Consider the following 14,281-nt stretch of genomic DNA (forward strand, 5'->3'; position numbering starts at 1 on the left):
CTCTGTTTAATAAAACCTTTAATACTATAGAATTGCGTCAAGCTTTGAAGCGAGTGCAGCTTTAGGCACAGCACCTACTTGTTTATCAACCACTTCACCGCCTTTAAAGAACAAAATGGTTGGAATATTTCTTATTCCAAACTTCACGGAAGTATCCGGATTTGAATCCACATCCATCTTTGCCAGTACCGCTTTATCCTTGTACTCTTCGGCCAGCTCGGCAACAATAGGAGCCACCATTCGGCAGGGACCACACCACTCTGCCCAAAAATCCACCAACACAGGCTTGTCTGATTTCAATACCACTTCTTCAAAATTGGCATCTGTTACTTCAACAGTCATAACTTATTCTTTTTTAATTATATCAATAAAATAAACTCACTCTAAAAGGGGATTCCCCCGTCAGAAAGCAACAAACTATTAACAGACATTTATTGCTCTTGTTCAAAGATAAAACTTTTTTGGAAATCCTTTAGCGGGGAACCCCGACACAGGTTTACCCCGGGCGGCATCCTTCAGCCACAATACTATCCCAACTTAATTTGCAACTCAGGATGCTCATCAAAGAACTGCAGTACATCTTTCTGAGACAAGTCAATCCGGGCAGATCTCGACAACATCTGGACCCGATAATGCTCATTGGCCGGGTCAAAAACATTGAAGCGCAATGAAACATGACCTCTGTTCTCGAGCATCACATTTGCCAGTTCATTGACCAGGTCATCAGTAATCTTATCCAATGCAATATTCAGCGACAAACTTTGCACCTGAGTTTCCAACACTTCATTGAGAAATGATATGGAGTTGATTTTTGTTTCCAACTCTTCAGGTCTGTATTTTTTGGGCTGAACCTTGCCTTTTATCAACAAAAATATACTACCATCTTCCGGCACATTATGATATTTACTGAAATCGGTATAATCGCGCCCGAAAAGGGGAAATTCGTGCGAACCGGAATAGTCTTCTATAGTGATAATGGCAAAGGGATTCTCTTTCATTCTGGTCACACCTCTTCGAATTCCGGTAACCATTCCTCCTACAATAAAGTTTTTGCCGTTAATCAGAGGCAAGTCATCCAGGTCGCTGAGGGACATATTGCAGTAATGTTTCAACTCCAGTTTATAACGATCCAGCGGGTGGGCAGAAAGATAAATTCCAATCAACTCTTTCTCTCTTCCCAGCTTTTCGATACTGGTAAATTCCGGAACATTTGGAGGCGTAGGCTTTTTCACCGCTCCCGTCATATCGGCCGCCCCAAACAACGACACCTGGTTGCTGGCTTTATCAACCTGATAGCGGTTGCCATAACGAAGCAGACGTTCGATAAACGAACCATCCTCCCCATCAGAAATAGCAAAATATTGTGCCCGGTTAAATTCATCCAGATTATCAAAAGCCCCGGAAGCAGCAAGACCTTCAAAGTTCTTTTTATTAACGGTTTGAAGATTTACCCTTTCCACAAAATCAAAAACACCCTTAAAAGGACCGCCCTCTTCCCGTTTGCGTATAATTTCTTCCACGGCACCGGCTCCTACACCTTTTATTCCGGCCATTCCAAAGCGAATAGCCCCCTGCGCATTCACCGTGAACTTTCGGAAACTCTCATTCACATCAGGTCCAAGTACCTGCAGTCCCATGCGACGACACTCCTCCATAAAGGTGGTAATCTTGGTAATGTCGGTAAGATTTCGACTCAAAACGCCCGACATAAACTCGGCCGGATAGTGTGCTTTCAGATATCCGGTCTGGTAGGCCACATAAGCATAACAAACAGAGTGTGATTTGTTAAATGCATAACTGGCAAAAGCCTCCCAGTCTTTCCATATCTTTTCAATCAGCTCTTCAGGTTTTTTATTCACCTGTTTGCATCCTTCGACAAACTCCTCATTCTTCAAGCAGCCATCATGGAATTTATCCTTCAGCTTGGCCATCATATCGGCAAGCTTCTTTCCCATTGCCTTACGCAGTGAATCAGATTCACCGCGGGTGAATCCCCCCAATGCCCGAGACAAAAGCATCACCTGCTCCTGAAAAACGGTAATCCCATAGGTATCCTTCAGATATGGCTCCATCATCGGATGGTCGTAATTAATCTCCTTACGTCCATGCTTGCGATCGATGTAATCGGGGATGTATTCCATCGGACCCGGTCGATACAAGGCGTTCATGGCCACAAGATCCTCAAAGCGGTTGGGCTCCAGTGCGCGCAAATGCTTTTTCATTCCGGGCGACTCAAACTGGAAAATGGCTGTTGTATCCCCCCGGGCAAATAATTCAAACGTCTCTTTGTCATCGGGGGGTAATGTTTCCACATCTACATCAACACCCTTGGAGAGTTTGATATTATCAAGTGTTTCCTTGATGATGGAAAGCGTTTTAAGCCCCAGAAAATCCATCTTCAGCAACCCTATAGCCTCCACATAACGTCCGTCGTACTGGGTGGTCATCAAATTCTCTTCCTTGGTGGGAATGAGCGGAATGTGCTGCTCAAGAGGGTCCCGTCCAATCAACACACCACAAGCATGTACACCCGTCTGACGCACCGAACCTTCCAAACGGCAAGCCAGCTCCATGGTTTTCAGCACCCTTTCTTCTCCGTGGGTACGTGCTTCCCTGATGCGTTCTGCAAATATTTTATATACTTCCAGCTTTCCCTCAAGCTTACCATTGCCGGCATTGCGCGCTGCCCTGAGATCGGTTTCAATTTTTGAAATTGCTCCATCAATGCTTCCGGTATCTTTTTCCCGGTTCAATACCTCCTGGTATGCATTTGCCAGCTTAGTGCCGGGTCTTTCAGGAATCAACTTGGCCAGTTTGTCAGTATCCGGAAGCGGTAGTTTCAACACCCGTCCTACATCACGAATGGCCAAACGTGCTGCCATGGTTCCAAATGTACAGATATGAGCAACTTTATCGCGGCCATACTTTTCGGTCACCCAGTCGAGTACCAGTTGACGTCCGTCATCATCAAAGTCAATATCCACATCAGGCATGGAAATACGATCCGGGTTAAGGAAACGTTCAAACAGCAAATCGTGCTTGATGGGATCAATATTGGTAATCCCCACACAATAAGAAACCGCAGCTCCGGCAGCAGACCCACGTCCGGGCCCTACCAGTACACCCATTTCCCGGGCAGCATTAATAAAGTCCTGAACAATCAGGAAATATCCGGGGAAACCCATTGTTTTAATAGTGTTCAACTCAAAATCGAGTCGTTCTTTCACGTCGTCGGGAATGGGATCTCCGTAGCGAACAGGATCTTTAGCTCCTTCATAAGCCAGGTGCGTCAGATAATCAGACTCCAGCTTTACACGAATCAGGTGCTCATAGTCACCTCCCAGTGCATCATAACGATCGCCAAACTCTTCCCTCAGTTTCTCTTCCGGGAATTGCTCCTTGTAGCCTTCAAAAGTCCCAAACCCGGTAGGAATAGCAAAGAAAGGCATAATGGGAGCGGAATTCAATTCATAAACTTCCACTTTATCGGCAATCTCGGCGGTATTTTGCAGCGCTTCAGGCACATCCTTAAACAACTCGTTCATTTCATCTGTGGTTTTGAACCACTCCTGCCGGGTGTAACGCATCCGGTTTTCATCGTCAAAATCCTTTCCGGTGTTCAGGCAGATCAACAGATCGTGAGCTTCTGCATCCGCAGCATTGGTAAAATGCACATCATTGGCAGCAATCACTTTCACTCCCAGCTCTTTGGAAAACTCCAGCAACTTCTCATTCACCAACACCTGGTTGTCGTAAACATCGTGCCGTGATTTGGGATCCTCAGCCGGATGACGTTGAAGTTCAAGATAATAATCATCTCCAAATACCCGCTTAAACCATAAAATACTCTCTTTTGCTCCCTCCAGGTTTCCAGCCATAATTTTTTGGGGAACCTCTCCTCCAATACAGGCTGAAGTCACAATCAGTCCTTCACTATGCTGTTCCAGAAGATTTTTGTCAATCCGGGGCTTATAATAAAATCCCTCCACATTGGCAATGGAGATTAATTTAAGCAAATTCCGGTAACCCTGGCGGTTTTTTGCCAGCAAAATAAGATGGTCGCCACGACCGTCCAGTTTACTGTCCGTTTTATCATAAATGGTACGTGCAGCAACATATGTTTCACATCCAAGAATGGGTTTGACATCATTTTTTTTGCAAGAATCAAAAAACTCCTTAATCCCAAACATGGTTCCATGATCGGTAAGTGCCAGGGCCTTCATCCCGTCATTTTTTGCCTTGCTGACGAGATCGTTTACACTGGCAGCTCCGTCGAGTATAGAGTACTGTGAGTGAACGTGTAAGTGCGTAAAAGGTATCAAATCCATATTGTGTTTGTGAACTGTTTCGATGAACCTACAAATTTATCTAATTTCAGCGGGAAAAAAACTAATCGGCCCACCGCTTGATGAAAATCATTAAACGATGGATTAATGGTATTTGTTTTAAATGGTCTTTCTTTAAGGAAAATCACAAACAAGCCAGAAATATATGGCTACAGTTTAAACAGCATTATTTTTACACAAAACCAGACAGAACTATTTACCTGATACAAATAATTTAATGCGGGATTTCGGTAATGTTCTAAAAATAAAGTTGAAGGATCTTTCGTAAATAAATAAATCGCCTTATATTTGCAATCGCAAAAAAAGTAGGTTGTTTAATTGTAATTTTTAGAAACATGCCCGTAAAAATCAGATTAACGAGACACGGACGCAAAAGGTATGCTTACTACCACATAGTGGTAGCAGATAGCAGGGCGCCACGAGATGGTAAATACATCGAGCGGATTGGATCATACAATCCCAACACAAATCCTGCTACGATCGAACTCGATTTCGATAAAGCCTTAACATGGCTTGGCAAAGGCGCCCAACCTACTGACACAGCCCGTGCAATCCTGAGTTACCAAGGAGTACTCATGAAAAAACACTTGCTCGAAGGTGTTAAAAAAGGTGCTTTTGATGAAGCCGAAGCTGAACGTCGATTCCAGAAATGGATGGAAGACAAAGAGGCTAAAATTCAGGCTAAAAAAGACCAGCTTTCTTCTGAATCAGAGAAAGAACGGAAAGCCCGTCTCGAGCAGGAAGCCAAAGTAAATGCTGAAAGAGCAGAGAAACTGGCTAAAAGAAATGCCGAGTTGGCTGCCGAAGCTGAAGCTGAAACAAAAGAAGAAGAAGCTGCTGATGCTGAAGAAGCTACTGAAGAAACCACCGAAGAAACTCCCGCTGAGGAAACCAAAGCCGAAGAAGCTGAGGAACCCAAAGCTGAAGCCTCTGACGAAGAGACTAAGAAAGAAGAGTAAATCTTCAGGTTTCATTCAACACAAAATAAAAGCTGCCCCTGAAAGGGCGGCTTTTTTTTGTCTCATACACATCGCCAAACTTCCGTTAATTATTTTTAAGCAAAAATAACATACGCCCAAATACCTGCTTCAACCCGCTGAAATCAATAAAGAAATAAATCTCTATTTTTTTGAAATGATTTTAAATATGCTCTAAAACAGGTTACAAAGCTGTGTGGCAAAAGGAAAAGTAAAGTAAAAAGACTACTTTTGCAGCGATTTTCAGGAATAAAGTAAAACAACACTTTATAAAAATTGTTTCGACATGCAGTATAAAACAGTAACCGCCGAAGAGGCAGTTCAAGTAATCAAATCAGGAGACCGCATTCACATGAGTAGTGTGGCTGTAACTCCTCATGCCCTCATTAATGCAATGGTTGAGCGTGGCAAGAAAGGCGAATTTAAAGATGTAAAAATTCAGCACATCCACACCGAAGGACCTGCTCCCTATGCAGACCCCGAGTTGGAAGGCATTTTTCAACTTGAATCTTTCTTTGTTGGCGGCAACGTACGCAAGGTAACACAAGCCGGATTTGCCGATTACATTCCGGTATTCCTGAGCGAAACTCAAAAACTCATTCGCGAGGGGTATCTTAAAGTCAATGTAGCCATGGTGCAGGTATCCACACCGGACCGTCACGGATATGTTTCACTGGGAACTTCTGTTGACGCCACCCTGGCTGCGGTGGAATGCGCAGACATTGTAATCGCTCAAATCAATAAACATGTACCACGTACATGGGGTGATGCACAAATCAACATGCGCGACATCAACTATTTTGTTGAGCATGATGAGCCGTTGTTTATCCACAACAATGCGCCTCTGTCTGACATTGAGCGCGCCATTGGTCACAACGTGGCAGAGTTGGTGGATGATGGCGCTTGTCTGCAAATGGGCATTGGCGGTATCCCAAATGCCGTTTTAGCTGAACTGGGTAACCACAAAGACCTTGGTGTTCACACAGAAATGTTCTCAGACGGAATTCTTCCGCTGGTGGAAAAAGGAGTGGTTAACGGAAAGAAAAAACAATTGGATAAAGGGCTGATGGTAGCTTCATTCCTCATGGGATCTCAGGAACTCTACGACTTTGTGGATGACAACCCGCAAGTGGCCATGATGGATGTAAAACACACCAACAGCGTGGACGTAATCCGCAAACAAAAGAAAGTAACAGCCATCAACTCGGCTCTTTCTGTGGATATTACTGGTCAGGTATGTGCCGATTCTATCGGAACAACTCATTACTCCGGAGTAGGTGGTCAGATCGACTTCATCCGTGGTGCCGGATATTCCGAAGGTGGCAAACCCATCATTGCTATGCCCTCTGTTACAGGAAAAGGAGTTTCCAAAATTGCTCCTGTACTGATGGAAGGATCAGGCGTGGTTACAACCCGTGCCAATATGCACTGGCTGGTTACCGAATATGGTGCAGTAAACCTTTACGGAAAAACATTACAGGAAAGAGCCCGTCTCATCACGTCTGTAGCACATCCAAACCATCGCGAGATGCTGGAAAAAGCAGCCTTCGATCGTTTCGGTTCACACTACCATTTTGTTTCCAAATAACAAATGGGAATCATTATAAAAAAAGCCGGTGGCATGATTTGCCACCGGCCTTTTTTATATAAATACGTTTTCCTATTTAAAAATCTGGTTGCCCGAAGTACTGGAACCGGTAACTAAAATTCCCCCTCCTGCAATTTCGAGTCTGTCGTCGGCGGCAGAATTCCCTGCCATCAACCTGCCGGAGTTTGATCTCAATTTAAAACTCAATGATTCTATCTCATTTAAAACATCCATCTCAATGTCTCCCGAGACAGAGCGAAAGTTGCTATCTCCGGCAAACATAATGCCGGTTCCCTCCTGACTTCCACTGATGGAAGCGAGCTTCAAACTACCTGTAACATCTTTTAATTTAATACTTCCGGACACTGTTTCGCAATGCAGATTACCTTTAAGCATGTTTACCTGAATACTACCTGAAGTGGTTTTTGCCAAAGCTCCGTTCATCAAACTTTCCAAAGCTAAGTCACCCGAAGTTGAACCAAGCGAAACATTACCTTCAATCATTCTCGCAGAGATACTTCCGGAAGTACAATTCCCATTAAAATCGCCTTTCACATCGGCGACACGAATATCTCCACTTACTGAGTTGGCTTTCAAATGACCATTAATAAGGGTCGCCTCAATCTCTCCTGACACCGATTTTAGACGGCAACCATTACCGGCACCTAAAACCTTTATATCCCCGGATACAGCAGCAAGCGACATATCATCACTCTTTATGTTAAGAACCTCTACATTACCTGATACATTTTCGATGGAAAGCATTACTCCTTCCGGAGCATCAAATGATAAAAAACCTCTGGCAATTCCCCTCATCATATTAGGATGTTCAACCCAAACTTTAAGCAGATTACCTTCCCGGGATGTTTTGATTCCATAATCATCAATACCGCGTGTTACTCTGATTTCTCCGGTCAGGTGAACCTCATCCGAAGTCCCTGCATTCACGGAAACATCACAAAATACACCTTTAACTTGGATCGACTGAACTCCAGAAAAACGTTCATCCATCTGGTCGGCCAATTGCTGTGCACCTGCCATCTGGCATCCTGCAAGCAAGAAAAGCATTATTGAAAGAGACAAGAAGTGTTTCATAATTTTATGTTTAGATTAAATGAGTAAAAAACTGATTACACCTCAATGTGACGCCTCCTCCATGGAAATAGTTACAATACTAACCTAAAACTTCTCCTGCAAGAGCATTCACATCAATCCCTGCAAAATTGCCGGAGGTCATCAGCAACAGATTTGAATTTTTCAATCTTTGACCAGCAAGAAACTGATGCAATTTATCACCATCTGTAAACACTTTCAACCCTTTTTGGGCAAAAGCCTGTTCCACATCTGTGGTGGTAATTTCCTCCAGTTTTTTATGTGCAACAACCTCCGGGTTAAAGAAAACCACAGCTTCATCGGCAGCAGCCATAGCTCCCTTATATTGGGGCAGAAATTCCCGGTTAAGACTGCTGAAAGTATGCAACTCTACTACCGCAAGCAAGTTCCTTTGCGGAAACTGATCCTTAACCGCAGCCACTGTTGCCTTTACTTTCGAGGGAGCATGTGCAAAATCATAGAAAACAGAAGCATCTTCCTTTTCCGAAAGAATCTGCAGCCTTCGGGCAGCTCCTTCAAAACATCGCATCGACTTCAAAAAATCTTTTTCAGAAACACCAAGCTCTTTGGCTACCAGCAAAGCTCCGGCTAAATTTTGAAAATTATGATGCCCAAAGATCTTCAACGCAAACTTTTCACCATCACAAGCAACAAGAGTCTCTCCTCCTTCTGAAGAGGCCTCCACCTCATTGTATGGTAAAACATTCAGTTCCGGATGCTCTTTGGCGATAGTCTGAAGCACCGGATCCTGCTGATAATAAATAAAGCTGCCTCCGGGGTCAATACTCTGTGCAAAAAGTTCAAACTGATGATTATACACTTCCTCGGCAGGAAAAACATTGATATGATCCCATGCCACACCGGTAACCAATGCTATCTGGGGTTTGTACCATAAAAACTTTGGCCGTCGATCAATCGGTGAAGACAGGTATTCATCACCTTCAAAAACCGCGATACCAGATTCATCCGAGAGCTCAACCATCGTATCAAAGCCCTTTATGTTAGCGCCAACCATAAAATCAAACTTTCGCCCCGTTTGCTTCAGCACATGCAAAAGCATGGATGTAATGGTTGTTTTACCATGGCTTCCTGCAATCACCACCCGCCTCTTGTTTTTGGTTTGCTCATACAAGTATTCAGGATAGGAATAAACTTTAAGATTCAGTTCCTGTGCTTTCAGCAACTCAGGATTATCCGATCTGGCATGCATCCCCAAAATCACGGCATCCAGATCCTCGGAAATATTGTCAGGCGACCATCCGTCCGATGCCGGAAGCAGCCCATGGTTTTGCAATCGGGACTTGCTGGGTTCGAAAATTTTATCATCCGACCCGGTGACATGAAATCCTTTTTTGTGAAGAGCAATGGCAAGATTGTGCATAGCACTTCCGCCTATAGCTATAAAGTGAACTCTCATTCTTGATTTATTTGTTTATTCTTAACTTATTAATCTAAAACACCTTATACATAAAACAGCTAATATAAAAACAAGCTGAAAGCCTGAGAACAATAGCCCTGGAGCAGGAGCCCCCCTCTTTACTGGTCGCAACGCCACCAATAAAGAGCAATGTTAACCTGCATTATTCACAAATAATCTATTCCGATAATTCATGAATCGAAGATCGACGAAGTCAATAAAGCAGATTAAAATAAAAGGGAAAATTAATCATTTTTTCATAAAGCAACCGGAAAATGGAAATTGCGTGACTTTGCCCTGAAAATGCAGAAATCTTTAAATACCGGATAAAACAGATTAAAATAAAAAAGCGTTCTCAGTGATACCGAAAACGCCTTTCAATAAATTACAACTATGTATTACATTTCCATGGGAAGAATATTTGCTCCCCGTTCTTTGAGACGCCATTGCCAGGACGCATAAAGATCAAAGCCTGATGACCTTGAGTTCCCTTCCGTCTGTACCAACCGATTTCGACGGGCTACAACAAACGAATTGTCGGGCAAATCATCCCATCCCCCGACAAAATAATCCACAGCTCCATTGGTCCTGTCATGAATTTTTTCTACCGAAGAGGTACAATAAAGAATCAATTCAATTTTCTTCATATCCAACAACGGACGAAGATGCCTGATATACTGATCAATATCCGAATTATCGCTATCCATAACCAGTACAATATGAGAAAGGTTGAACTGAGATGAGATGAGTGTCTCCATTAGCGGGAACTCTTCCACCGGAGAATTAAAGATAATATGAGGAACATCCAAATTTGATGCAGCTTCCATAACAGCTGATAAATCGCCGGTTCCGGCAATCACAATTTCCTTTTCGGATGGAATAACGGAAGACAAAACACAACTCAGGGCTAAATCTCGGTTAGTATCAAAAAATATGGTTTCAAATCCGGTACGGTAAAACTGCTCAGGATGGATGGGTATGTGGGTCCACATATTGATAACACTCTGATTGAGATGCTCAGGTATTCTCCCCTCTTTCGAAAAATCTACGCTCATAAAATAGGTTTTAGCAAGAAATAACTACTACCACAAATAAATCATGCAGTTATTAACTGAAAATTAAAAGCACATTACCAAACCCTTAAACCCCTTATATATCTTTGACAATCAAATATAGACAAACACGTACCACGAAGGGAAATTATTTTTCTATGGCATCAAGAACTCTTTTAATAACTTTACGCCATCAAAAAACAAAAAAATGAGTGTTCCCGAAACTTTTGTTGATGTAATATTACCTGTGCCCCTGCCACGGTTGTTTACCTATAGTGTACCATCTGACATGGCTGACATTCCTGAACCCGGAATCAGAGTGGTGGTACCTTTTGGTAAAAAGAAACAATATTCGGGGATCATTTTTTCTGTCCATAAAAATAAACCCAAAGATTACGAAACAAAACCAATTCTTTCGGTTCTTGAATCGTCCCCCATTGTTACTGCTGCTCAACTGAACTTTTGGGAATGGATGGCCGAATATTACCAATGTACTCTCGGCGAGGTTTACAAGGCGGCGCTACCATCGGGATTAAAGCTGGAAAGTGAAACCCGGGTCTATTACAACCCTGATTATATTCAACTGGATAATCTTCCTGAAAAAACAACTAAAACACTCCTGTTCCTCTCCGAAAAAAAAGTCTGCACGATACAGGAGATTAACACTTTCCTAGGACAAAAAAGCAGTATGCCATTGTTGCACAAGCTAATGGAAGAAGGAGCGGTTTTTGTAAGTGAACGACTGAAAGAAAACTATAAAGCCAAAACAGAAAATCACCTCAGAATATCAGAAGTTTTTCGTACAGAAACAAAACTCCATGAGGCTTTCAATCTATTAGAGAAAGCCCCGCGACAGCTTAATCTACTGATGACGCTGATACAGAAAACAGGAGGTGCCGGCAATGCTCTTAAAGGAAAGTCCATTGCCCGAAAAGACCTGCTGGAAGAAAACAGCAGTGCCACTGCCGCACTGAACGAACTCATCAAAAAAGAGATTTTTGAACAGTTTTCCAGAGAGGTTGGCCGCCTGGATCGTTCAGAAGATGAAATACAACAAAAAAACACCTTCTCTCCAGCCCAGCAAAAAGCTTACGAAGAGATCGAAAAATCCTTTAATAATCAAACTGTTGTCCTTTTTCACGGGGTCACCTCCAGCGGAAAAACAGAAATCTATATTCACCTCATTGAAGAACACCTGAGCCGTGGAGAACAGGTACTTTATCTGCTGCCGGAAATTGCCCTTACCACGCAAATCACGACCCGTCTGAAGCGGCATTTTGGTAACAAACTGGGCATTTATCACTCAAAATTCAGCAGTGAGGAGCGTGTAGAGGTGTATCGTGACCTGCTTGAAAACCAAAACTATAAGGTGATATTAGGCGTGCGATCTTCCATATTCCTGCCATTTCATAACCTGGGCCTGGTAATAGTAGATGAAGAACACGAACACTCCTTCAAACAGTTTGATCCTGCCCCACGGTACCATGCACGCGATGCAGGAATTATGCTTGCAATCAAACACAACGCGAAAGTACTCCTGGGTACAGCAACACCGGCCATCGAAAGCTACTACAATGCCCAAAAAGGGAAATATGCACTTGTTGAGCTCAAAACCCGTCATGAAGACATTCAGCTTCCGAGAATCCTGGTGGCTGACACCCGTGAAGCGCGGCGTAAAAAACAAATGAAGTCGCACTTCACGCCCTTGCTGCTGGAACATATTCAGCAAAGTCTGGACAACAAACAACAGGTCATTCTTTTCCAAAACCGACGCGGATTTTCTCCCTTTCTGGAGTGCAGCGTATGCTCATGGGTTCCCAAATGCAATTATTGCGATGTGAGTATGACCTACCACAAAAAAATGAATCAGTTGGTTTGTCATTACTGCGGACACACAGTGACAACCCCCTCTACCTGCAATGCATGTGGCAGTCCCTCCCTCTCCACTCAGGGATTTGGGACCGAAAAAATTGAGGAGGAAATAAAACTGATGTTCCCGGGAGCCAGAGTTTCCCGGATGGACCTGGATACCACAAGGTCAAAAAAATCTTATCAGAAAATCATCTCCGATTTTGAGGATGGCAAGGTGGACATCCTTATCGGAACACAAATGATTACCAAGGGGCTTGACTTTGACAATGTAAGCGTGGTTGGCATACTGAATGCAGACAATATGCTCAATATTCCTGACTTCAGAGCTTTTGAGCGTGGCTTTCAGATGATGGCCCAGGTAAGCGGGCGTGCAGGCAGAAAAAACAAGCAAGGCACAGTCGTCCTGCAAACCTCTTCGCCCGACCACCCAATTATAGGCTATGTGGTGGAAAATGATTACCAGACCATGTACCGGACACAAATAGAGGAACGACAACTTTACAAATACCCACCCTATTACCGGCTTATCAACCTCACCCTCAGGCATAAGAACAAGGGCATTGTGGAGAAAGCCGCCGACGAACTGGCAGCCAGGCTTCGGGCCATATTCGGAGAACGGGTACTGGGACCTCAGGAACCACCCGTTGCGAGGGTGCAAAATTTGTACCTGACCCGAATAATTCTGAAATTTGAGAAAGGACACGCTCCTTCTTATGTCAAACAGCTGATGAATGATGCCACCAATGCCATACTCAGCCAGCCGCAATGGAAATATATCACCATCCAGACCGATGTAGATCCTCTTTAGCCCAATGGATTGACTAAACTCAACTTCCCTTCTGTGCACCCGTATAAAATTAGACTAAGTTATTGGACGGATGCAACTCGTCCCGAACATTCGTGAATGGTTTCAATATATCCATCAAAAGATCAAAGGATTTTTTTAACTTTGTTGCCGGCCCGCAACCCCCTTGCAATTAGCTTAATACCTGTTTATTAATCAAATATATGCCCATTTGGGCGGTATTTTTTCAATAAAAGTATAACTTTGGCTGTTGCCAAAAAATGGGTATATTCCCGCTTTCTGTACACAGATAAATTTTGATTTTTATGGCTAAAATTATTGCTTTAGCAAACCAAAAAGGCGGTGTTGGGAAAACCACGACAGCCATTAACCTGGCTGCAAGTCTTGCAGTTCTCGAATACAACGTACTCGTCATTGATGCTGATCCACAGGCAAACGCCACGTCGGGTCTGGGGTACGATTTACGTGAAGTTGAAACAAGCATTTATGAATGCATTGTGGATGGGGCAGATCCTCAGACTGCAATTCAAAAAGGTGAGATTGAACACTTATATCTGTTACCTTCACACATAGACCTGGTTGGAGCTGAAATTGAAATGCTCAATATGCCCGACCGTGAAAAAGTGCTGAAAGGTGTGATCAACAAAATTCAGGATCAGTTTGATTTTGTACTGATTGATTGCTCCCCCTCACTGGGTCTCATTACGGTAAATGCCCTGACAGCAGCCGATTCAATAATAATACCCGTACAATGTGAATATTTTGCACTGGAAGGACTGGGTAAACTATTGAACACCATTAAAATCATCCAAAACCGGTTAAACCCCGATTTGGAAATTGAAGGTTTCCTGTTAACCATGTACGATTCACGCCTGCGTCTTTCCAACCAGGTTGTGGAAGAAGTGCAGAAGCATTTCCAGGATATGGTTTTTGAAACCCTCATTACCCGTAACATCAAGCTGAGCGAGGCCCCCAGTTACGGAAAAGCAGTGGTTATGTACGATGCATCTTCAAAAGGAGCCATGAACTATTTGAATCTGGCCCGGGAATTGTTGCAAAAGAACAACATGACCAAAATTGACAGCAAGGAAAAAACAGCCAAATAACAGAG

General features: G+C 43.4%; 9 protein-coding genes. 4 read left to right on the plus strand and 5 right to left on the minus strand.

The features are described 5' to 3' along the window. Positions 1 to 24 precede the first annotated feature (24 nt). Both trxA and dnaE read right to left on the minus strand, forming a co-directional pair. Positions 25 to 342: a thioredoxin gene (gene trxA / locus W7W_RS0100690; RefSeq protein WP_010661957.1), complete on the minus strand. Its 318-nt coding sequence runs from the start codon at positions 340 to 342 to the stop codon at positions 25 to 27. A 185-nt stretch (positions 343 to 527) separates the two neighbouring features. Then, the gene (gene dnaE / locus W7W_RS0100695) at positions 528 to 4,328 is read right to left on the minus strand and encodes a DNA polymerase III subunit alpha (RefSeq protein WP_029510205.1); all 3,801 of its coding nucleotides are present in this window, start codon (positions 4,326 to 4,328) and stop codon (positions 528 to 530) included. A gap of 353 nt (positions 4,329 to 4,681) precedes the next feature. Here dnaE and W7W_RS0100705 point away from each other — a divergent pair, with 353 nt between their 5' ends. Further along, on the plus strand, positions 4,682 to 5,305 hold the full coding sequence (locus W7W_RS0100705; protein ID WP_010661959.1) for a 30S ribosomal protein S16: 624 nt from the start codon (positions 4,682 to 4,684) through the stop codon (positions 5,303 to 5,305). A gap of 304 nt (positions 5,306 to 5,609) precedes the next feature. After that, the gene (locus W7W_RS0100710) at positions 5,610 to 6,911 is read left to right on the plus strand and encodes an acetyl-CoA hydrolase/transferase family protein (protein WP_010661960.1); all 1,302 of its coding nucleotides are present in this window, start codon (positions 5,610 to 5,612) and stop codon (positions 6,909 to 6,911) included. A gap of 72 nt (positions 6,912 to 6,983) precedes the next feature. Here W7W_RS0100710 and W7W_RS0100715 read toward each other — a convergent pair whose 3' ends face one another. The 3 genes from W7W_RS0100715 to W7W_RS0100725 all read right to left on the minus strand — a co-directional run bounded on the left by W7W_RS0100715 (position 6,984) and on the right by W7W_RS0100725 (position 10,496). After that, positions 6,984 to 8,006 carry a DUF4097 family beta strand repeat-containing protein gene (locus tag W7W_RS0100715; RefSeq protein WP_025006707.1) on the minus strand — a complete coding sequence of 341 codons (1,023 nt, stop codon included), beginning with the start codon at positions 8,004 to 8,006 and terminating at the stop codon, positions 6,984 to 6,986. A gap of 79 nt (positions 8,007 to 8,085) precedes the next feature. Further along, entirely contained in the window at positions 8,086 to 9,441 is a 1,356-nt protein-coding gene (locus tag W7W_RS0100720) for a UDP-N-acetylmuramate--L-alanine ligase (RefSeq protein ID WP_010661962.1), read from the minus strand. A gap of 398 nt (positions 9,442 to 9,839) precedes the next feature. Beyond that, the gene (locus W7W_RS0100725; protein ID WP_010661963.1) at positions 9,840 to 10,496 is read right to left on the minus strand and encodes a hypothetical protein; all 657 of its coding nucleotides are present in this window, start codon (positions 10,494 to 10,496) and stop codon (positions 9,840 to 9,842) included. Positions 10,497 to 10,701: 205 nt separating this feature from the next. Between W7W_RS0100725 and priA the strand changes: the two genes are divergently transcribed. Both priA and W7W_RS0100735 read left to right on the plus strand, forming a co-directional pair. Then, positions 10,702 to 13,173 (plus strand): replication restart helicase PriA, encoded by a 2,472-nt coding sequence (priA, locus tag W7W_RS0100730; protein ID WP_010661964.1) that lies wholly within the window; start codon positions 10,702 to 10,704, stop codon positions 13,171 to 13,173. Between the two features lie 302 nt (positions 13,174 to 13,475). Continuing rightward, the gene (locus W7W_RS0100735) at positions 13,476 to 14,276 is read left to right on the plus strand and encodes a ParA family protein (protein ID WP_010661965.1); all 801 of its coding nucleotides are present in this window, start codon (positions 13,476 to 13,478) and stop codon (positions 14,274 to 14,276) included. Positions 14,277 to 14,281: the final 5 nt, after the last annotated feature.

The sequence above is a fragment of the Marinilabilia salmonicolor JCM 21150 genome, from assembly GCF_000259075.1.
GTDB classification, from domain to species: Bacteria; Bacteroidota; Bacteroidia; order Bacteroidales; family Marinilabiliaceae; genus Marinilabilia; species Marinilabilia salmonicolor.

What these genes read in the sequence shown, in the direction of transcription:
- trxA (WP_010661957.1), bottom strand. Translation starts at nt 342, where the DNA reads ATGACTGTTGAAGTAACAGATGCCAATTTTGAAGAAGTGGTATTGAAA.
- dnaE (WP_029510205.1), bottom strand. Translation starts at nt 4,328, where the DNA reads ATGGATTTGATACCTTTTACGCACTTACACGTTCACTCACAGTACTCT.
- W7W_RS0100705 (WP_010661959.1), top strand. Translation starts at nt 4,682, where the DNA reads ATGCCCGTAAAAATCAGATTAACGAGACACGGACGCAAAAGGTATGCT.
- W7W_RS0100710 (WP_010661960.1), top strand. Translation starts at nt 5,610, where the DNA reads ATGCAGTATAAAACAGTAACCGCCGAAGAGGCAGTTCAAGTAATCAAA.
- W7W_RS0100715 (WP_025006707.1), bottom strand. Translation starts at nt 8,006, where the DNA reads ATGAAACACTTCTTGTCTCTTTCAATAATGCTTTTCTTGCTTGCAGGA.
- W7W_RS0100720 (WP_010661962.1), bottom strand. Translation starts at nt 9,441, where the DNA reads ATGAGAGTTCACTTTATAGCTATAGGCGGAAGTGCTATGCACAATCTT.
- W7W_RS0100725 (WP_010661963.1), bottom strand. Translation starts at nt 10,496, where the DNA reads ATGAGCGTAGATTTTTCGAAAGAGGGGAGAATACCTGAGCATCTCAAT.
- priA (WP_010661964.1), top strand. Translation starts at nt 10,702, where the DNA reads ATGAGTGTTCCCGAAACTTTTGTTGATGTAATATTACCTGTGCCCCTG.
- W7W_RS0100735 (WP_010661965.1), top strand. Translation starts at nt 13,476, where the DNA reads ATGGCTAAAATTATTGCTTTAGCAAACCAAAAAGGCGGTGTTGGGAAA.